Origin of the sequence: Devosia sp. Leaf64 (assembly GCF_001421945.1) — a bacterium.
Taxonomy (GTDB): Bacteria; Pseudomonadota; Alphaproteobacteria; order Rhizobiales; family Devosiaceae; genus Devosia.
This window is the reverse complement of sequence record NZ_LMLO01000002.1, coordinates 377,521-396,868: the sequence shown is the minus strand read 5'-3', so window position 1 is coordinate 396,868 and position 19,348 is coordinate 377,521. Positions and strand designations below refer to the sequence as shown.

Annotated in this window: 17 protein-coding genes and 1 pseudogene; 7 read left to right on the top strand and 11 right to left on the bottom strand. The window is 61.4% G+C overall.

Annotated elements, in window-relative coordinates; translation table 11 throughout:
- A partial coding sequence (locus tag ASE94_RS21300; protein WP_210166224.1) for a hypothetical protein occupies nucleotides 1-193 on the top strand: 193 nt, incomplete at its 5' end.
- Between the two features lie 193 nt (nucleotides 194-386).
- Here ASE94_RS21300 and ASE94_RS01900 read toward each other — a convergent pair.
- Both ASE94_RS01900 and ASE94_RS01895 read right to left on the bottom strand, forming a co-directional pair.
- Nucleotides 387-1,841, bottom strand: coding sequence for an aldehyde dehydrogenase (locus ASE94_RS01900; RefSeq protein WP_062628957.1), 1,455 nt, complete (start codon nucleotides 1,839-1,841; stop codon nucleotides 387-389).
- 128 nt (nucleotides 1,842-1,969) lie between these two features.
- On the bottom strand, nucleotides 1,970-2,404 hold the full coding sequence (locus tag ASE94_RS01895) for a peptidylprolyl isomerase (RefSeq protein WP_062628956.1): 435 nt from the start codon (nucleotides 2,402-2,404) through the stop codon (nucleotides 1,970-1,972).
- 547 nt (nucleotides 2,405-2,951) lie between these two features.
- Between ASE94_RS01895 and ASE94_RS21400 the strand changes: the two are divergent.
- A pseudogene (locus ASE94_RS21400) lies at nucleotides 2,952-3,293 on the top strand (lytic transglycosylase domain-containing protein); the annotation flags it as partial.
- Nucleotides 3,294-3,366: 73 nt separating this feature from the next.
- On the opposite strand, the gene ASE94_RS01885 reads toward ASE94_RS21400, so the two are convergent.
- Nucleotides 3,367-4,281, bottom strand: coding sequence for an iron-siderophore ABC transporter substrate-binding protein (locus ASE94_RS01885; RefSeq protein ID WP_062628955.1), 915 nt, complete (start codon nucleotides 4,279-4,281; stop codon nucleotides 3,367-3,369).
- 98 nt (nucleotides 4,282-4,379) lie between these two features.
- Between ASE94_RS01885 and ASE94_RS01880 the strand changes: the two genes are divergently transcribed.
- From ASE94_RS01880 to ASE94_RS01870, 3 genes are read left to right on the top strand one after another with little or no spacing between them, the layout of a single operon-like run.
- Nucleotides 4,380-5,402: an iron ABC transporter permease gene (locus ASE94_RS01880; RefSeq protein WP_244483890.1), complete on the top strand. Its 1,023-nt coding sequence runs from the start codon at nucleotides 4,380-4,382 to the stop codon at nucleotides 5,400-5,402.
- The gene (locus ASE94_RS01875) at nucleotides 5,399-6,442 is read left to right on the top strand and encodes an iron ABC transporter permease (protein ID WP_062628953.1); all 1,044 of its coding nucleotides are present in this window, start codon (nucleotides 5,399-5,401) and stop codon (nucleotides 6,440-6,442) included. Before ASE94_RS01880 ends, ASE94_RS01875 begins: the two co-directional genes overlap by 4 nt.
- Nucleotides 6,435-7,259, top strand: coding sequence for an ABC transporter ATP-binding protein (locus ASE94_RS01870; RefSeq protein ID WP_062628952.1), 825 nt, complete (start codon nucleotides 6,435-6,437; stop codon nucleotides 7,257-7,259). The genes ASE94_RS01875 and ASE94_RS01870 overlap by 8 nt, the downstream gene beginning before the upstream one ends.
- Here the strand turns inward: ASE94_RS01870 and ASE94_RS01865 are convergent.
- The 6 genes from ASE94_RS01865 to ASE94_RS01840 all read right to left on the bottom strand — a co-directional run bounded on the left by ASE94_RS01865 (nucleotide 7,256) and on the right by ASE94_RS01840 (nucleotide 14,167).
- Entirely contained in the window at nucleotides 7,256-8,302 is a 1,047-nt protein-coding gene (locus tag ASE94_RS01865; RefSeq protein WP_061911778.1) for an HD domain-containing phosphohydrolase, read from the bottom strand. The two genes, ASE94_RS01870 and ASE94_RS01865, sit on opposite strands and share 4 nt — an antisense overlap.
- A 97-nt stretch (nucleotides 8,303-8,399) precedes the next feature.
- Nucleotides 8,400-9,686 carry an L-fuconate dehydratase gene (locus tag ASE94_RS01860; RefSeq protein WP_062628951.1) on the bottom strand — a complete coding sequence of 429 codons (1,287 nt, stop codon included), beginning with the start codon at nucleotides 9,684-9,686 and terminating at the stop codon, nucleotides 8,400-8,402.
- A 138-nt stretch (nucleotides 9,687-9,824) separates the two neighbouring features.
- Complete coding sequence (locus ASE94_RS01855; RefSeq protein WP_062628950.1) at nucleotides 9,825-10,556, bottom strand: SDR family oxidoreductase; 732 nt, start codon at nucleotides 10,554-10,556, stop codon at nucleotides 9,825-9,827.
- Nucleotides 10,557-10,612: 56 nt separating this feature from the next.
- Nucleotides 10,613-11,560, bottom strand: a complete 948-nt coding sequence (locus ASE94_RS01850) for an ABC transporter substrate-binding protein (RefSeq protein WP_062628949.1) — start codon at nucleotides 11,558-11,560, stop codon at nucleotides 10,613-10,615.
- Nucleotides 11,561-11,609: 49 nt separating this feature from the next.
- A complete protein-coding gene (locus ASE94_RS01845) occupies nucleotides 11,610-12,605 on the bottom strand; it encodes an ABC transporter permease (protein WP_062628948.1) in 996 nt (331 codons plus the stop codon).
- Nucleotides 12,602-14,167 (bottom strand): sugar ABC transporter ATP-binding protein, encoded by a 1,566-nt coding sequence (locus tag ASE94_RS01840; RefSeq protein ID WP_210166223.1) that lies wholly within the window; start codon nucleotides 14,165-14,167, stop codon nucleotides 12,602-12,604. The genes ASE94_RS01845 and ASE94_RS01840 overlap by 4 nt, the downstream gene beginning before the upstream one ends.
- Before the next feature lie 174 nt (nucleotides 14,168-14,341).
- Between ASE94_RS01840 and ASE94_RS01835 the strand changes: the two genes are divergently transcribed.
- Nucleotides 14,342-15,034, top strand: a complete 693-nt coding sequence (locus ASE94_RS01835; RefSeq protein ID WP_162236025.1) for a FadR/GntR family transcriptional regulator — start codon at nucleotides 14,342-14,344, stop codon at nucleotides 15,032-15,034.
- Nucleotides 15,035-15,164: 130 nt separating this feature from the next.
- Here the strand turns inward: ASE94_RS01835 and ASE94_RS01830 are convergent, their stop codons facing one another.
- Nucleotides 15,165-16,172, bottom strand: coding sequence for a zinc-binding alcohol dehydrogenase family protein (locus ASE94_RS01830; protein ID WP_062628981.1), 1,008 nt, complete (start codon nucleotides 16,170-16,172; stop codon nucleotides 15,165-15,167).
- Nucleotides 16,173-16,291: 119 nt separating this feature from the next.
- On the opposite strand from ASE94_RS01830, the gene ASE94_RS01825 reads away from it, so the two are divergent.
- Nucleotides 16,292-17,281, top strand: coding sequence for an aldo/keto reductase (locus tag ASE94_RS01825; protein ID WP_062628946.1), 990 nt, complete (start codon nucleotides 16,292-16,294; stop codon nucleotides 17,279-17,281).
- 213 nt (nucleotides 17,282-17,494) lie between these two features.
- Here ASE94_RS01825 and ASE94_RS01820 read toward each other — a convergent pair whose 3' ends face one another.
- The gene (locus ASE94_RS01820) at nucleotides 17,495-19,306 is read right to left on the bottom strand and encodes an ATP-binding cassette domain-containing protein (RefSeq protein WP_062628945.1); all 1,812 of its coding nucleotides are present in this window, start codon (nucleotides 19,304-19,306) and stop codon (nucleotides 17,495-17,497) included.
- Between the last annotated feature and the right edge of the window lie 42 nt (nucleotides 19,307-19,348).

Here is a 19,348-nt window from a genome sequence, read left to right as displayed (position 1 = left end):
CATTCGCGTCGTCAGCGTCGCGGTTTCTAGTGAAGTTCTTTTTCACTGTCAATCGCTTTTTTCGATTTTCTTTTCGGTTCGTTTGAACTCACCGAGGAGAATTTCGAAACCACCGTTAAGTCAGATTGCTCTTTCTTTTCAGTGGCTTGCTGCAGTTCGTTTCGCCGTTTGGCGGCTCGCTCTGCAGCGGTGAGGCGGGTTATAGGGAGGTCGTTCAGGGCTGTAAACCCCCTTTTCCAAACTCGATGACATTTCTGTCGCCTTGGGAGGGGGTGTGCTGTGGAAATGTCGGATGAAAGCCCTAGAAAACAAGGGCTAAGCGCCGATTTCAGATTTCCGTTCACCGAGCGGTGAATGTTTCAAAGCCCTATTTGGTTCCGGTGAAACTAGAACGGATAATGGATGTGTTCGGCGCTTTGCACCGTCATCCAGCGCAAATCGGTGAACTCGGCGATGCCGGCCTTGCCACCAAAGCGGCCATAACCCGAGGCCTTTACGCCGCCGAACGGCATTTGGGCCTCGTCATGCACGGTTGGTCCATTGATGTGGCAGATGCCGGACTCGATTTTTGACGCGATCGCCATGGCGCGGGAGACATCCCGACCAAAGACGGATGAAGCCAAACCGTATTCGGTATCGTTGGCGACCTGCACCGCCTCTTCAATGTCCGCTACCCGTGTGACGGCGACGACGGGGCCGAAGGATTCCTCGTGATAGATGCGCATGTCGCTCGTGACACCATCAAGGACGGTCGCTTCCATGATGGCGCCTTCTATCCCGCCACCCGCAACAAGGGTCGCGCCTTTAGACAGAGCATCCGCGATCAGTGCGCCATTGCGCGTCGCGGCTTGCGGATCAACGAGGCAGCCAAGCGGGGTATTGTTTTCGCGCGGATCTCCGGCCTTGAGGCTTTTAGCCTTGGCGCCGAGCTTGGCAATGAAATCATCGGCGACCTTGGCATCGACGACGATGCGTTCGGTCGACATGCATATCTGGCCCTGATTCATATAGGCGCCAAATGCGGCAGCAGCGACGGCTTCGTCGAGATCGGCATCATCGAGCACGATCATGGGCGCCTTGCCACCGAGTTCGAGCAGCGCGGGTTTGAGATTGCGCGCTGCGAGCTCCGCGATTTTGCGGCCGACATTGGTCGAGCCGGTGAAATTGATGCGGCGGATGGCGGGATGAGCAATAAGCGCCTCCACTATAGAGGGGGCATTATCAGCAGCATGCGAGATGACGTTGAGGACGCCCTTGGGGAGCCCCGCTTCGATCAGCACTTCGGCAAGGAGGCGATGGGTGCGCGGCGAAATCTCGCTCGATTTGAAGACCACGGTGTTGCCGCAGGCGAGCGGCGTCGCCAGCGCGCGGATGCCGAGAATGACCGGTGCATTCCACGGCGCCATGGAGAGAACGACGCCAGCAGCCTGTCGAACACCGTAGGCGGTCGAGCCCGGGCGATTGGCCGGGATTATCTCGCCGGTGATTTGCGTCGTCAGGCCAGCGGCTTCGCGCAGAATTTCGGAAGCGAGCATGACATTGAAACCGGCCCAGCCAGCAGTCGCGCCGGTTTCTTCGGCCATGGCGGCGATGAAATCGGGGGCGCGGGCAGAGAGGCGATCGGCAGCGGCAAGGAGAATCTTGCGGCGATAGGCGGGGGCGCTGCGGCTCCATTCGGGGAAGGCCGCTTTTGCCGCATCAGCGGCGCGGATGGCGTCTTCGACCGTGGCGGCGGCGGCACTGGTGACGACCTCGCCGGTCATCGGATTGCGGCGGTCAAAGCGCGCGCCATTGCTGGCATCAGCGCTCTGGTTGTCGATGAGTAGGCCGATCGCGGTCATCTTGGTCTCCCGAAGCCGAATATGGCGCCAAGAGAGAAAGCGCGAGGCGTTCGGTCAAGGGGCTTTATTGACGCTCTCTATAAAGCGGCCCTGCCTCCGGGCGGGGAGACAGGGCCGAATGTTTGCGATCAGGCCGCTTTGACGTCGACGACCTCGACGTCGAAGACGAGGTCCTGGCCGGCAAGGGGATGATTGGCGTCAACCGTGACGCTCTGCTCGTCGAGGCCAACGACGACGATGGGCAAAAGGCCACCATCGGAGGTGCGCGCCTGAAGCTGGCTACCGACCGCCAATTCCATGCCGGACGGAATCTTGCTGCGGTCGAGTTGCTGCACCGCTTCTTCACGACGCTGGCCATAGGCCTCGTCGCACCGAATAGTGACAGTGCTCTTCTCACCTACTTCCATGCCAGCGACATGGGCTTCGAGGCCCTTGATGACCTGGCCCTGCCCCAGCTTGAACTCGAGCGGCGCGCGGCCCTCGGAGGAGTCGAACGGGGTGCCGTCGGTGAGACGGCCGGAATAATTGATGGAGACGATGTCGCCGGTCTTGGCCTTGGTCATGGCTCAAACCTTTCGGGAGATTGGGGCTTTCTTGGCCCGTTTGAGTCTGCCGCACGCCTTCGCGAGAATAGCCGAAGGGCAGCTCGCGAAGCTTTGGCAGCGCGTCTTCAAGACAAAGAACGCACCGGATGCGCACGACGGCGATAGCGGGTAATGTAGGTGCCAAACCTCAGATGTAAACCGTGATCGGTCAGATAGCAGAGACTTCGATCACGTTTACCTTCGCTTGACGCTGAATCATCTATTCGCCATCAAGACGCCGCGATTACGCCTTAGGAGCCGCATGACAGAGACAATAAAGGACAGATCAATGACGGCACGCGTCTTGCCCCTGGCAGGAACGATTACGCTAGCCGTGCTTGTTTCGGCCTGCTCCATGGCCGGTATCAAGCCACTGCCTGGCAACAAATCTGCCACTGCCGCCATCGCGTCCCTGGCGCCCGCTTCGCCCGGCGATACGCCGGCTGGCTACATGCCCAAGGCTGCAGCCGTTCCGCGCGCCGCGCCGAACATGCTGCTTGGCTTTGCCGAAAGCGAGCGTGGTCCGATGGACGGCATGATCGCCCATTACGCGAGCGCCTATAAAGTGCCGGAATCCCTCGTCCGTCGTGTCATCGCCAAGGAAAGCGGTTTTAATGCCGGCGCCCGCAATGGCCCCTATTATGGCCTGATGCAGATCAGCCACGCGACGGCGCGCGGCATGGGATTTGGTGGCGAAGCTGCCGGCCTTCTCGATGCCGAGACCAATCTGCGCTTTGCAGTGCGGTATCTGGCCGGTGCCTATGTGACGGCTGGCGGCAATGAATCCCGCGCCATGCAGCTTTATGCCAGCGGCTATTACTATGACGCCAAGCGTCAGGGCCTCTTGGAAGAGGCGGGCCTGCGCTAAGGGTCTTGAAACCGTCTTGTTTAGAGTCAGATCTCGGCCCCCGTCTGGGGGCCGTTTCTTTTTGTAACTTGGCTCAGCGGGTGCTGGTGACGCCGTAGATCTTTTCGATATCGTCGAGCAGCAGATTGGCAGCAATAATGCCGCCGGCCGTATTCCAGACTGCGTCCGAAACTTCGTGCACCTTGCCGGCCTTGACGACGGCGAGGTTCTGCCAGAGCGGGTCGGCTGTCCAATCGGTCGCCTGGGTCGCGCCTTCGCCATTGCCGGTTTCATAGGTGAAGGTGATCAAGCGATCGCCTTCGAACTCGGGAATGCGCTCCTTGGTGATCTCTTCGGCAAACTCGTCCTTGTCCTGGCTTGCGGGACGCTGGAAGCCGAGTTCGGAAAGGATCAGGCCCGAAAAGCTGTCCTTGAACATGATGCGGGTCTGGCCGGACATGAAGCGGGCGATGGAAATCTTTTCGTCGAGTGACGCGCCCAGTTCATCGTGCAGCGCAGCGACCCGCGCATCGAACTTGGCAAGCGCGGCCTTGCCTTCTTCGCCCTTGCCGGCAGCGTCGGTGTAGAGCGCCATGTTGACCTTCCAATCGCCGCGGAGACGTTCGGAAATCACGGTCGGGGCAATGGCCGAGAGCTGATCGTAGATGGCCTCGTGGCGCAGCTTGGTGCCGAGGATCAGATCGGGCTCGAGCGAGACCAGCACTTCGAGATTGACGGCGGACTCTTCGCCGAGAACCACGACATCGGTCATATCAGCCGCGATGTGATCATACCACGGATCGCCGAGCCAGGATTTGACAGCGCCAACCGGCTTGATGCCGACGGCGAGCAGGGCTTCGGTGCCTTCATTGGTCAGGACCACGATACGCTGCGGATTATCCGGCACATCGGTAACGCCCATCGCGTGGGTGATTTCGCGCGCGGCGATCGGGCCACCGAAAAGAGCCACCAGGGCCAGTGGCGCGAGAATGGCGGAGAGAGACTTCATGGCTGCCCTTCTATTCTTGACATCAAGCATCAGAAATTGGATGGGTGCAAACAGTCAGAATTCAATATGACTGTCAATATCAGCATTACGAGGCAGGCTTGGCTTCCACAATGGCGCTTCCGAACAGGCGGTCCCGACTGGGGGGCTGGAAAGCGACCGTCTATGCGGGTCTGATCGGGCTTTTGGCCCTCTCCATGCTGATGAGCCTAACATTGGGCTACAAGATCTATTCGCTCGACCAGGTTTTTGGCGCGCTCTTTGCCCATGATGCGTCCGAGACCGCCGTCGTCATCGCCGGATTGCGGCTGCCGCGCGCGTTGATCGCGCCATTGACCGGGGCAGCGCTCGGCATGGCGGGGGTCATGGTGCAGACGCTGTCGCGCAATCGCATCGCGTCGCCTGATACACTTGGGTTGAACGGCGGTGCGTCGCTGGCGGTCGTCGTGGGCAGCGTCGTCTTCGGGGTGCAGTCGCTCGCTGGACTGTCGCTGGCCGCGGCGTTTGGGGCCTTTATCACCAGCATCGTCGTCTTTGGCGTCGCGGCAAGCGCGGGCGGCTTGTCGCCGCTCAAGATCGTGCTGGTGGGCGTGACCTTTGCGAGCCTTTCGCATGCGCTGGTCGAAGTGATCCTGACAAGCAATGAGGCTCAGCTCCAGCAATTGCTGTTCTGGCTTTCAGGGGCCTTTGTCGATCGGCCGATCAGTCTCTTTTATAATGGCCTGCCGGTGGTGCTGGTTGGCGCCGTTTTGGGGATTGGTCTGTCGCGGGCGCTCGATGCGCTCCAAGCGGATGACTCGACGGCCGCGGGACTGGGCGTACCGCTGGCGGCTGTGCGTGGATTAGCCTTTCTGGCCGTGGCGCTACTGACGGGTGCGGCTGTATCGATGGCTGGACCGGTGGCCTTTGTCGGCCTCGTCGTGCCGCATGCGGCGCGGCGGCTTGTGGGGCTTCGGCATATCCACCAGCTTCCCGCGGCGGCCCTGTTCGGGGCGGTCTATACGACGCTCGCCGATGTCGCAGCGCGCTTTGTGATTTTTCCAGTTGAGGCGCCGGTCGGTGCGATCACGGCGGTAGTTGGCGCTGTGGTCCTGCTCGTCCTTCTGGCGCGGAGGGCGGCATGAGCCTGGTGATGGATAGAACCAGCGCGCAACGTGGCCTCGGGATTGGCGCAATCGTGCTCATCGTTTTCGCGCTTTTCGTGCTGCTCGGCTTGGCTGGCATCGGATTTGGCTCCACCTGGATTTCGCTCGATAAAGTTGTGCATGTCATCTTCGGCGGCGGCGAAAGGTCCGAGCGGCTCGTCGTGCTGCAATTGCGCATGCCGCGCGTCATGGCGGCCGCCATTGCCGGGGCCGCGATTGCCTTTTCTGGCTATCTCCTCCAGCGCATTACCCGCAATGAATTGGCATCGCCCGGCGTCTTGGGCGTGGTCGATGGCGCAGCGCTCGGTGTCGTGCTGTTTCTGGCCCTTTATTCGAATGAATCAAACGCACTGACGGTACCTGTTGCCTGGCAGCCGCTCGCGGCGGCAATCGGCGCGCTGGCCGCAATCACGCTCGTTTTCATTCTCTCCGGACGGCAGGCGTCTTCGGCCATTCGCCTCATTCTCTTCGGCATTGCCGTTGCAGCCGTTGCAAAAGCACTGACGACGATCTTCATGCTGATCGGGCCGATCTATCAGGCGGCGCAGGCGGCGCGTTGGCTGGCAGGATCGGTCAACGCCATCGGCTGGGGCGAAATCCAAATCATGGCCTGGGCGCTGCTGCCCGTCGTTGCCATTGCCGGTCTCTTGGCGCGAGAACTGCCGCCGGCCGATCTCGACGATGTGTCTTCGCGCAGTATCGGGCTCAATCTGCCGGTCTATCGCGTGGCGGTGTTTGCGGTCGCAGCCCTGCTCACCGCGATTGCCGTCGCCTTTGTCGGCGGGGTCGGCTTTATCGGGCTGATAGCGCCGCATCTGGCGCGGTTGCTGGTCGGGCGGGCGCGCTTTGCGGGCATCGTCACGTCGATGATGCTGGGGGCGATGATGCTGGTTGGCGCCGATCTCTTGGTGCGCGTCGCCTTTGCGCCCACCGAAGTGCCGGCTGGAACCGTGACCGCCATTGTCGGCGCGCCCTATTTCCTCTTTCTTCTGATGCGCAAGGACAAGACCAATGGCTGAGCTCGCCCCAAGCCGCATCGAGGTGCGCGACCTGACCCTGATGTATGGGCACGACACCGTGCTCGACGCGCTAAGCCTACCCATTCCGGCGGGCAAGGTAACCGTTTTGGCTGGTCCGAACGGCTGCGGAAAATCGACGCTGTTGCGGGCCATTCGCCGGCTGCATCTGGGCCAACGCGGGCAAATTCTGCTCGATGGCGTCGATATCGGTTCGCTCGGGGCCAAGGATCTTGCCCGGCAAATCGGGCTTCTGGCGCAAAGCCCTTCGGCGCCGCCGGATATGAGCGTCGAAGAACTGGTGCGTCTCGGCCGCTATCCGCACCAAGCCATGTTGCAGCCCTGGAGCGAGAAAGATGGCGCTGCCGTCAATCGCGCAATGGAGGGCACGGGCGTCGACAATCTTCGGCATCGTCGGATTGGGTCGCTATCCGGTGGGCAATTGCAGCGCACCTGGATCGCCATGGTGCTTGCACAAGAAACCGACGTCATCTGCCTCGACGAGCCGGTCAACCATCTCGACATGGCCCATCAGCTCGATTGCCTCGACCTCGTCGCCAAACTCAATCGCGAAGACGGCCGGACTATCGTGCTCGTCCTCCATGATCTCAACCTTGCCGCGCGCTATGCCGACCAATTGGTGTTCGTGCATGAAGGACGGGTGCGGGCACTCGGCAAGCCGGAAGAGCTGATGATGCCGGAACTTCTGGCCGAGGTCTTCGAGGTGGACGCAGCAATCATGACCGACCCGGTGCATGGGCGGCCCATCTGCATTCCGCGCGGACGCGCCAAAGTGAAAAGCGTGCGGGAAGTCGCCTAGGCGCTAATGGCCATTGGCTCTGGCTGCGTCATGAGCTCGCGAATTTCGCACCAACGGTTCTGAAACGCGACGACGCAGCAAGGGTCGAAATGCGTGCCTGAGCAGCGGACGATTTCGGCATAGGCTTCGTCGAGGGACCAGGCCCGCTTATAGGGACGCTCGGAGCAAAGCGCGTCGAAAACGTCCGCCAAGGCAACGATGCGGGCTTCGAGCGGAATAGCTTCGCCTGCCAGCCCATCGGGATAACCGCTGCCATCCCACTTTTCATGATGGCGGAGCGCGATGAGTTCGGCAGTCTGGATCAGTTCAGAGTCGCCATTGCCCAGAATATTCGCGCCAATCGTGACGTGTTCGCGCATGCGCGCGAGTTCTTCGGGGCTCAGTTTGCCGGGCTTTGAGAGGATGGCATCGGCAATGGCGATCTTGCCGACATCGTGCAAAGGCGCCGCGAGATAGATCATCCGGCATTGGTCGGCATTGAGGCCAAGGCCCTCGCCGATGATCTGGCAGATGGTCGCAACCCGCGAGACGTGCTCACCGGTATCGCCATCGCGATATTCGATGGCGCGGGCGAGACGCCAGATGATTTCTTCCTCGCGAGCCAGGAGATGAGCCGTCGCCTTTTCGACTTCGCGCGCAAGGTGTTTTGCTTGATCGGCCAGCTCGACCTGCGCCATGCGAAGCGCAAGGAGATTGCCGACGCGGGCTTTCAACTCGGTCGCGTCAAAAGGCTTGGTCAAAAAGTCATTTGCGCCAGCGCCGATTGCTTCGATGCGAATGGCCTTATCGATATCGGAGGTGACCATGATGATGGGCACTGTGCGATACCGCGTGCAGGCGCGCAGGGCCTGGGTGAAGGCAATGCCGTCCATTTCCGGCATGATGTGATCGACGAGAACAATATCGTATTGATAGAGGTCGCACCGATCCAGCGCCTCAAGCGGATTGAGGCAGAGGTCGATATTGTCCCCTGCCACTTCCCGAACGATCGAACCCAATAAGGCAAGGCTCGATCGGCTATCGTCAACGATCAGCACGTGCACGGTAGACGCCCCCCGGCAATAACGGACCGATCCTATGAAGCTCCCCTTATTCAGAGCTTAATATTTGCGGCAGAAACCGACCGAACAGGGGCATGGTTTACTGGGACTTTCCAGCAGCAATAAATTTGTTCTCAGTTATCGAAGCCGGTTTCATCTCAATCGAGAAGCCGGGCCGCTCTGGCGGCATATACGCAGCATTCTGAATCACGCAGGGATCGAGGAAATGCTCGTGGAGGTGATCGACATATTCGATCACGCGCCCATCCTTGGTGCCGGAAACGACCAGATAGTCGATCATCGAAAGATGCTGGACATATTCGCAGAGTCCCACACCACCGGCATGGGGCCAGACGGCCTTTTTGTATTTTGCGGCCATCAGCAGAACGGAAAGAACTTCGTTGAGGCCGCCGATGCGGCAGGCATCGATCTGCACCACGTCGATGGCATCGCGGGTGATGAACTGTTTGAAGAGGATGCGGTTCTGGCACATTTCGCCGGTGGCGACTTTAACCGGGGCGATGGCCTCGCGGATTTTTCGGTGGCCTTCGATGTCGTCGGGGCTCGTCGGCTCTTCGATGAAATACGGATTAAACCGCTTGAGTTCGTTGACCCAGGTGATGGCCTGATCGACTTCCCAGACCTGGTTGGCGTCGATCATCAGATAGCGATCGGGCCCCATGATGGAGCGGACGATTTCGAGGCGCCGGATATCGTCAGCGAGATCGCGGCCGACCTTCATCTTGATATGGGTAAAGCCTTCGGCGACGGCTTCGGTCGCGAGACGCGTCAGCTTTTCGTTGGAATAGCCGAGCCAGCCGGCCGAGGTCGTGTAGCAGGCATAGCCCTCGGCGCGCAGCGTGGCGATGCGTTCGGCCTTGCCGGGCTCGGCCGCTTTGAAGATGGCGAGGGCTTCTTCGGGCGTGATGGCGTCGGTGAGGTAGCGGAAATCGATGATGGAAACGAGCTGTTCGGGGCTCATTTCGGCGACGTAGAGCCAGACAGGTTTGCCGACGCGCTTGGCGAGGAGATCCCAGACCGCGTTGACGACAGCGCCGGTCGCCAGATGCATCGCGCCCTTGTCGGGGCCGATCCAGCGCAACTGGCTGTCACCGGTCATATGGCGCCAGAAGCGGCCGGGATTTTCCTCGATCCAGTCAAGATCAAGATTGCTGACGCGATCGGTGAGCGCAGCGATAGCGGCGCAGACGACTTCATTGCCGCGGCCAATCGTGAAGGTGAGCCCATGGCCTTCGAGATCGCCATCGGTGCCGAGGACGACATAGGCGGCCGAGTAATCGGGGTCCGGGTTCATCGCGTCGGAACCGTCGAGCGAGGCCGAGGTGGGGAAGCGGAGGTCGTGGGTGGTGAGGGTGGTGATCTTCATCTGTTGCTCCGGGATACCCCTCACCCGCCCTTCGGGCACCCTCTCCACAAGGGGAGAGGGGGGCATCGTGGCTATCTAGGTCTCGGTTCTCCCTTCTCCCCTTGTGGGAGAAGGTGGCGCGCAGCGCCGGATGAGGGGTCAGGCGGTCCAGCCACCATCGATGATGTGCACTTGCCCTGTCGTATAGGTCGCGCCAGCGAGATACACCGCTAAATCCGCCACCTCTTCCGGGCGGGCGATGCGGCCGATGGGTTGGCGGGCGATGAAGGCTTTCCTGGCGCCTTCGAAATCGCCGGTCGCCGTCCAGCGCTCGTGAAGGCTCGGGGAATCCACCGTGCCGGGGCAGATGGCGTTCACGCGGATATTGCTGGTGGTGTAATCGGCCCCGATGGACTTGGTGAGGCCGACGACGGCGGCCTTGGAAATCGTATAAGCGGCGCGGTTGGGCACGCCTTTGATCGAGGAGGCGACCGTCGCCATGTTGATAATGGCGCCATCTTTCCGCTCGAGCATCTGCGGCAGGATCGCCTTGATGGTGCGGATCTGCGCCCGGACATTGAGATCAAGTGCGAAATCGAGATCGTCGTCGCTCATCTCGAGCAGCGCGCCGGAGTGGACGACGCCGGCGCAATTGAAGAGCACGTCGATATGGCCGATTTCGCTGACGGCCTTGGCGACGGCCTCAGTGGAAAGAACGTCAAGCACGCGCGTCGTGATGTTCTCGATGCTGTCGAGACTTTTCAGCTTTTCGGCATTGATATCGGTCGCGATCACCTTGGCGCCGGCCTTGGCGAAAGCGCGAGCTGAAGCTTCGCCGATGCCCTGCGCGGCGGCAGTGATGAGAACGATCTTTCCAGTGAGGTCGGCCATATTTTATTCCCGATAGAGAAGCCGGGCGGCGCAAAAGCACCGCCCGGGAAGGGAGATCAGTCGTAGAGCACGGCGGCGATTGCCGGGTCTGCCATGTTGGTCTTGTCGTACCAGTTGAAGCCCGAGTCGATGATCTTGGGCAGGGTTTCGCCCTTGAGCGCGCCGATGGCGGCCTTGACGGTTTCGTAGCCGATGCCGACCGGATTCTGGGTGATGGCGCCGGCCATCGCGCCAGATTCGATAAAGCCCTTCTGGGCAGCGCCGGAGTCGAAGCCGATGACGACGATATTGCTGTTGAGCTCGGTCTTGCCGTTGACGACACCGATCGCCGAACCTTCATTGGCACCGAAAATGCCCTTAAGGTCCGGGTTGGCGAGGAGGATCGACTTGGTGATTTCGGTCGACTGCAGCTGATCGCCACCGCCGTACTGAACCGAGACCACTTCGATCTTGGGATAGGCTTCCTTGATGCGGTTGACGAAGCCATCGACACGGTCGATGCCGGTGCGGCTCGTCTGGTCGTGAGCAACAACGGCAACCTTGCCTTCGCCGCCGATGAGTTCGGCCATCTTGTCGGCAGCAAGTGCGGCTGCGGCGACGTTGTCGGTGGTGACGGTGGTCAGCGGGATGTCGCTATCGACGCCGGAGTCGAATGCGATGACGGGAATGCCGGCATCTTTGGCCTGCTGCAGCAGCGGGCTGGCGGCCTGGCTGTCGAGCGCGGCAAAGCCAATGGCGCTGGGCTTGCGCGACAGGGCGGCTGCCAGCATGTCCATCTGACGATCGACCTGCGTTTCGGTTTCCGGACCCTCGAAGGTCACGGTGACGCCGAATTCGGCAGCGGCCTTATCGGCGCCGGCCTTCACGGCCTGCCAGAACTGGTGCTGGAAGCCCTTCGAGATCAGCGCGATATCGTAGTTCTCCTGCGCCACGGCGGGGCCGTGAGCAGCGGCTAACATGGCCAGGGCACTGAAAGCCCCCAGTAGAGTGCGGCGATTGAGCATGGTTTTCCTCCCACATGCTTTTGAAGCTTATGTCATTCCCGACGCCGTCTCAGAGAGCGCGGCGGCGGAGAATATCGGCGTAGACCGCCAGGATGATGATGGTGCCGGTGACGACCGTCTGCCATTCCTGGGGTACGGATAGGATGCGCAGGCCATTGGCCAGCACGGAGATGATGAGCGCCCCGATCAGCGTGCCGACCACGGTGCCGCGACCGCCCGAGAGCGAGGTGCCGCCGATGACGACAGCGGCAATGGCATCGAGCTCATAGCCTTGGCCGAGCGCAGGCTGCGCCGAGTTGAGGCGGCTGGCGATCAGGAGGCCAGCGACGCCGCAGATGGCGCCGGTGACGGCATAGACCGCGATCTTCCAGCGATCGATATTGACGCCTGACAGACGCACAGCCTCTTCGTTCGAACCGAGGGCAAACGTGTAGCGGCCAAGGGCGGTCTTTGAGAGCACGAAGGCAGCGACAAGGGCGACGGCAAAGAGCACCAACACGCCATTGGGCAGCGGCACGGCCGGGAAGACACTGCCAACGGCTGAACCCAGGGCGATCTGGTTAAAGCCAGGCGTGTCGTTGAAATAAATGGGTTTTGTGCCCGAAATGACAAGCGACAGTCCCTTGAGGATCAGCATCATGCCCAGCGTCGCGATGAAAGGCGGCACTTTCATCTTGGCGATGATCGTCCCGGAAACGAGGCCGCATGCTGTGCCCGCCAGGATGGCCCCGACGATGCCGACCGGAAGAGGAAATCCCCAATAGGTGAGAATGACGCCGGCAATGACGGCGCAGAAGGTCATCAGCGTGCCAACGGAAAGATCGATGCCGCCCGTGATGATGACCAGGGTTGCCGCTATGGCCAGCACGCCATTGACCGAGGTCGCCTGCAGGATGGCGAGGATATTCTGGGTCTGCATGAAATTGGGCGATGCGAGCGAAAAGGCGACGACCAGCGCGATGAGACCGGAAAAAGCCAGGAGCCGATGGAACGCACCGGAAATGCGCGGGCCGGTCTTGACGGCGGGAGCTGCGGTGTCGGTCATGCCGTCTTCCTTTGTGGTGCGCCCTCAATGACGCTGCTTTGGCGCAAGGTGGCCAGTCGCATGATTTCTTCCTGGCTCGCCCCACCCGGCAAAATGCCGGTGAGGCGGCCTTCGCACATAACGGCGATACGATGGGAGAGGCGCAGGACTTCAGGCAGCTCGGAGGAGATCACGATGATCGCCTTACCCTCGGCTGCAAGCGCGTTGAGGAGTTTGTAAATCTCGGACTTGGCGCCGACATCGATGCCGCGCGTCGGTTCGTCGAAGATCAGGATATCGCAATCGCGCAGCAGCCACTTGGCGATGACGACCTTTTGCTGGTTGCCGCCAGAGAGGAGCCGGGCTTCCTGGGTATCGCTCGGAGTCTTGATGGCGAGCTGGCGGATATAGCCCACCGCTTCCTTCTGCATGCCGGCTTCATCGAGCACGCCGGCGGGGCCGGTGAAGCGCTGGAGGCTGGCGAGCGCGATATTGTTCCGCACATCAAGCCCGGTCGCGAGGCCGAAATGCTTGCGGTCTTCCGAGAGATACCCGATGCCGGCTTCCACCGCGTCCTTGGGTGACGAGATGCCGACGCGTTTGCCATGAACCCAGATATCGCCGCTTTCGCGCCGATCGGCTCCGAAAATGGCGCGGGCGACTTCGGTGCGCCCGGCGCCCATGAGCCCGGCAAAGCCGAGTATTTCGCCCTTGCGGACGGAAAAGCTGACATCGCGGATTTCGCGGCCGCGATTGAGGTTTTTCACCTCGAGCGCGATGGGCGCATCGGCCGTGTTGGGAATGACGAGGGTGTCGCTGCTCAGCGTGCGGCCCACCATCATCGAAATGATGGTTTCGATCGGTGTATCGGCGCCGGGGACCGTGCCGACGTATTCGCCATCGCGCATGATGGTGACGCGATCGGAGATGCGTTTGATCTCGTCCATCTTGTGCGAGATGTAAACAATGCCCACACCCTCGGCCTTGAGGCGATTGATGATAGCAAAGAGTTCGGCGATCTCGGCATCGTTGAGCGCTGCGGTGGGCTCATCCATAATGAGGACGCGCGAACGATAGGACAGCGCCTTGGCAATCTCGACCATCTGCTGCTTGGCAATGGTGAGCGTTTCGACGCGCACGGTCGGCTCGAGTTTGAGGTTCATCGAGGCGAAGATGGCGGCCGCGTCACGATTGAGCTGGCGCTCGTCCAGAATGCCGAAGCGGCGCGGTTCGCGGCCGATGAAGATGTTTTGCGCCGCCGTCAGGTCGCGCATCAGCGCCAGTTCCTGATGGATGATGCCGACGCCCAGATCCTGCGCCTGGCGCGGCGACGTAATGTCGACGGGCTGGCCGTTGAGCAGCACAATGCCGGCGTCACGGGTGTAGACGCCGGACAGGATTTTCATCAGCGTCGATTTGCCAGCGCCGTTTTCTCCCATCAGGGCGTGAACTTCGCCAGGCAGCAGTTCGAAACGCGCCTTGGCCAGCGCACGGACGCCGGGAAACGACTTGTCGATGTCGGTCATTTCGACCAGCGGCACCGCAGCACCCGAAAAGGATGCCGGCGCGATTGGCGCAGCCATGTGACGTCCTCCCATTGCCTTGAGCAGTTGCGTTTCCTCCCGAACCGCCCGGCAATGGCGACAATCAAGGCGAAATTGATCAGGCTGTCAAGTGGTCAGACCAGTGGACATATGTTGGCGCCAGCGGTAATGGTTTCCGCGGATGAGCCGCGCAAAGCGGACGCCGGGGGGACTATGAAACTTCAGGCCGTTTCGAACCGGAAACTCTATATCCAGATCGCCGACCAGATCCGCGAGCAGATCCTGGCCGGCGCGGTCGATGGCGGGCAGCAATTGCCGTCGGAGCGGGATCTGGCGCTCAGCCTCGGAGTGTCGCGACCGACAGTGCGCGAGGCGCTGATCGCACTCGAGGTTGCCGGCTTTGTCGAGGTGCGGGTTGGTGTCGGCGCCTTCGTGCGCGATCAATCACGCGGCGGCGTGCCCCTCCCCGATGAAGGGCATTCGCCCATCGAGATCATGCAGGTGAGGCGGCTGCTCGAGCCGGAGGCAGCAGCCTTGGCGAGCCAGACGATTTCGCCGGAAGGCACGTTGCGTCTGGGAGAAACCATGCGCTCCATGCAGGCCGAAGCGGCCAAGGGCGGCTGGTCCTCCGAGAGCGATCGCATGCTGCACATGACGATCGCCGAGGCCTCGGGCAATTCGATGCTGCGCGAAGTGCTCGACATTTTATGGAGCTCGCGCTCCGAGGAAGTCGATACCCGCTTTCACGAACACCTCGCGGCAATGCCGGAAGTGCGTGAGCACATCATGGACGATCACGGCAAGATCGTCGGGGCGATCGTTGCAGGCAATGCGGAAGCGGCGCGGGACGCCATGGCGGCGCATCTGGATTTCGTGACGGCGGCGATGTTGAAGGCTTGGGATTGAGTTATTCGTCCTAGGCTGCCATCCAACCCGCTTGCTGTCATCCCGGCGTAGGCCGGGATCCATCTTGAGATCTCAGGATGGGCCCCGGCCTGAAGCCCGGGTGACATTCGAGCAGATGATAAGTGCAGCGTTAAAACCGTACCAAAATCTTGGTAAAATCCCCCGGCCGCTCATGCCAGGTCGCCAGCGCTTCCGGCGCTTCGGCCAATGTGGCAGTTCGCGTAACAATGAGATCCCCTGCCTCGGGCCGCTTGCGCAATTCGTCGATGACATCATCGAAATCGGACCGCAGCGCATTGCGGGAGCCGCGGATGTCGAGTTCCTTGGTGATGAAATACTTCGTGTCATAGGCGATAGGCGCCTTGGCGTAGCCGATATAGACGACGCGGCCGGCCGTCGCGACGAGATCGACGGCCTGCAGGAAGGTTGCTTCGGCGCCGACGGCTTCGACGACGACATCGGGCCCCTCCCCCGTCAGTTCCGCGACGCGGGCTTTCACGTCACCCGATGCATTGATGACTTCGTGGGCGCCAAGCTTTTTGGCGACGTCCAATTTCGCGTCGCTCAAATCGACAGCGATCACCTTCGCGCCTTGGCGCAGCGCGCCAAGGATGACGCCGAGGCCGATCATGCCGCAGCCGAGGACGACGACGGTTTCGCCCGAAGTAAGCTCGGCCCGGCGCACCGCGTGGAAGCCGACGGCGCAGGGTTCGACGAGCGCCAGATCGCGCTGGGAAATGCCGGCGACAGGAATAACCTTTTCGGCGGGGACGACGATGCGCGAGGTCATGGCGCCTTCGCGCTGCACGCCCATGGTCTGGTTGTTAGGACAAGCATTGGGTCGGCCGGAACGACAGGCCCTGCATGTGCCGCAATTGAAATAGGGGAGCACGGTTACGGGCGTGCCGATGGTCATGGCCTCGACCCCGGCGCCCAGTGCGGCAATGGTGCCGGAGATTTCGTGGCCGGGTACGCGAGGGTAGCTGACGAGCGGATTAAGTCCCCGATAGGAGGTCAGGTCCGAGCCGCAATAGCCGACAAAAGCGATGTCGATGGCGACTTCTCCCTCCCCCGGCTGCGGGTTTGGCTTGTCGGTGAGAGTGGCCTCATTGGGACGCAGGATAGTCAGCGCTTGCATCTTCCGGCCTTTCATCACCGTAACATGTTAGTGCTTATATCTGCCATACATGTCGGGTGACAATAGCGACCCGCGCGGGCTACACAGGGCACGAAGCCCGATAGTTGAGAGGACACGCGATGAAAACGCATCTGCCGACACGAGCCTTTGGCCAGACTGGAATGCAGATTACCAAACTCGGCATCGGCGCCTGGGCCATGGGCGGCAATATGTGGGGGCCGCAGGACGATGCTGACTCCATGGCGGCCATTAGGCACGCTATCGACAGCGGCATCAACTGGATCGACACCGCTGCTGTCTATGGCAATGGGCATTCGGAAGCTGTGATCGGCGACGCGCTGGCCGATCTTCCCGCCGACCAGCGACCGCTGGTATTCACCAAGGGCGGCATCGTGCGCGACGAGAACGGGCAGAACCCGCGCCGCATCGGCGAGCGCAATCATCTGCGCCAGGAGCTCGAAAATTCGCTCAAGCGGCTCAAGGTCGACGTGATCGACCTTTACCAGATGCACTGGCCATCGGACGACGTGCCGCTCGAAGACTATTGGGCAACGCTGCTTGAGCTTAAGAAGGAAGGCAAGGTGCGCCATGTCGGGCTTTCCAATCACGACGAGGCGCAGTTGGCACGGGCCGAAGCGATAGGCCATGTCGAAACATTGCAGCCGCCCTTTTCGATGATCCGCCGCGATACGGCGGCAAAAATCCTGCCGTGGTGCGCGGCGCATGGCACAGGCGTTATCTGCTATTCGCCGATGCAGGCGGGGCTGCTCACCGGCGCCATGACGGCTGAGCGCGTCGCAGCCATGCCGGCCAATGACTGGCGCAAGGACAGCCCGGAATTTCAGGGCGAGAAGCTGACGGCGAACCTCAAACTCGCCGAGGCATTGAAGACAATCGCAGAAAAGCACGGCACGAGCGTGTCGAGCGTGGCGCTGGCCTGGTGCCATGCCTGGCCGGGGCTGACAGCGACAATCGTCGGGGCGCGGTCGCCTGCGCAGGTCGACGGCTGGATCGATGCGGCGAGCCTGGAGCTCGACGCGGAGGATCTTGAGGTGATCGCGAAGGCGGTTGAGGCGACGGGCGCTGGTCAGGGGCCAGTACGCGCTTAAACTTCAATCACTGCCGACACCCCCTCCTAGCCCCCCCATCAAGGGGGAGGTGTAGAGGTGACTTAGACCAGATCGCGCCACACACTCGATAGGCACCTTCCCCTTGATGGGGGAGGATGGGAGGGGGTGAAGCGGCCCGTCATTCGAGCATAGCTCTCATGGCCTCCTTCGCCTCAAATCGCTCCACCGGAGCGATTTGCCCTGCGGGTTGGCTCAGGAGCCCTCTATCTCTTCCCTTAGCATTTCCAGCTCCAGCCATTGCTCCTCGGCCTTGGCCTTCTTTGTTGCCGCTTCGCTCAGCGCAGCGGAATCCTTGGCAAAGCCTTGCGGATCACGCGTGTAATAGTTCGGCTGGGCAAGCTTGCGGTTGATGACGACCATCAGATCATCGAGCTTGGCGATGTCCTTGGGCAGGGTTTCGAGGGCGTGTTTTTCCTTGAAACTCAGTTTGCGCTTTGACGATGAAGCGACGGCGGAGTTGCCGGACTTGCTCTTGGCTGCTGCCGCCTTTTCGACGACGCGAGCCGAAACCCCTGCCCCGCGCTGGGCGACCATGTCGGAGTAGCCACCGGCATATTCCAGCCAGTTGCCATTCCCTTCAGCCATGATGATCGAGGTGGCAACGCGGTCCAGAAAATCACGATCGTGGCTGACAACGATGACGGTGCCGGCATAGTCCGAGACCATTTCCTCGAGGAGATCGAGGGTTTCGAGATCGAGGTCATTGGTCGGTTCGTCCAGCACCAGCACGTTGGAGGGAAGCGCCAAAGCGCGCGCCAGGGCGACGCGGGCGCGTTCGCCGCCGGAAAGTTTGCCGATGGGCGTATTGGCCTGTTCGGGGGTGAACAGGAAATCCTTCATATAGCCGACGACGTGCTTGTTCTCGCCGTTGATTTTCAACGTATCGCTACCCCCGCCGGTCAGCGCGTCCTTGAGGCGCGTTTCGGGATCGAGGCGCGCGCGGCCCTGATCGAGCATGGCCAGTTCGATTGCCGAGCCGAGCTTGATCGTGCCGCTATCGGGCTCGAGAAGGCCGTTGAGCATTTTGATCAGCGTCGTCTTGCCCGCGCCGTTCGGGCCGACGAGGCCGACGCGATCACCGCGCAGGACGCGGGTCGAAAAATCGTTGACGATGGTACGCGTACCGTAGGTCTTCGAGATGTTCTCGGCTTCGACAACGAGCGCACCAGACGTGCGTCCCTCGGTGACCTGCATATTCACGGCGCCCGTAACGCGACGCTGGTCGCGGCGATCCTGGCGGAGGCCGGCAAGGCGATCGAGGCGGCCGACATTGCGCTTGCGGCGGGCAGTCACGCCATAGCGCAGCCAGTGTTCTTCGCGCACGATCTGGCGGTCGAGCTTGTGCCGGTCTTTTTCTTCCTGCTCCAGCACTTCATCGCGCCAGCCTTCGAAGGCGCCAAAGCCCTTTTCGATGCGGCGGGTGAGGCCCCGGTCGAGCCAGACAGTCGAGCGCGAAAGATCTGTGAGGAAGCGACGATCGTGGCTGATGATGACCATGGCCGAGCGCATGGAATCGAGTTCCTGCTGCAGCCATTCGATGACGGGCAGATCAAGATGGTTGGTCGGCTCGTCGAGGAGGAGCACGTCAGGCTGCGGCGCAAGCACGCGCGCCAGAGCGGCGCGGCGCCCTTCGCCACCCGAGAGCGTCTTGGGATCTTCCGTCCCCTTGAGCCCGAGGGCCTCAAGCAGATATTGCGCGCGATATTCATCGTCGCCCGGGGTCATGCCGGCTTCGACATAGGCGAGCGTCGTTGCAAATTCCGAGAGGTCGGGTTCTTGCGGCAGATAGCGGATCGTGGCGCTCGGTTCGGCAAAGCGCTTGCCGCCATCCTGCTGCACCATGCCCGCCGCGATTTTGAGGAGCGTCGATTTGCCCGACCCGTTACGGCCAACAAGCGCAATGCGCTGGCCCGGCGAGACGATGAGTTCGGCGGCTTCGAGCAGCTGGGTGCCGCCAAAGGTGAGCTGGATATTCTGCAGAGAAAGAAGCGGGGGCGCAGCCATACGATAATCCGGAAATGTGCCGCGGGTAGAGCATAGGCACGG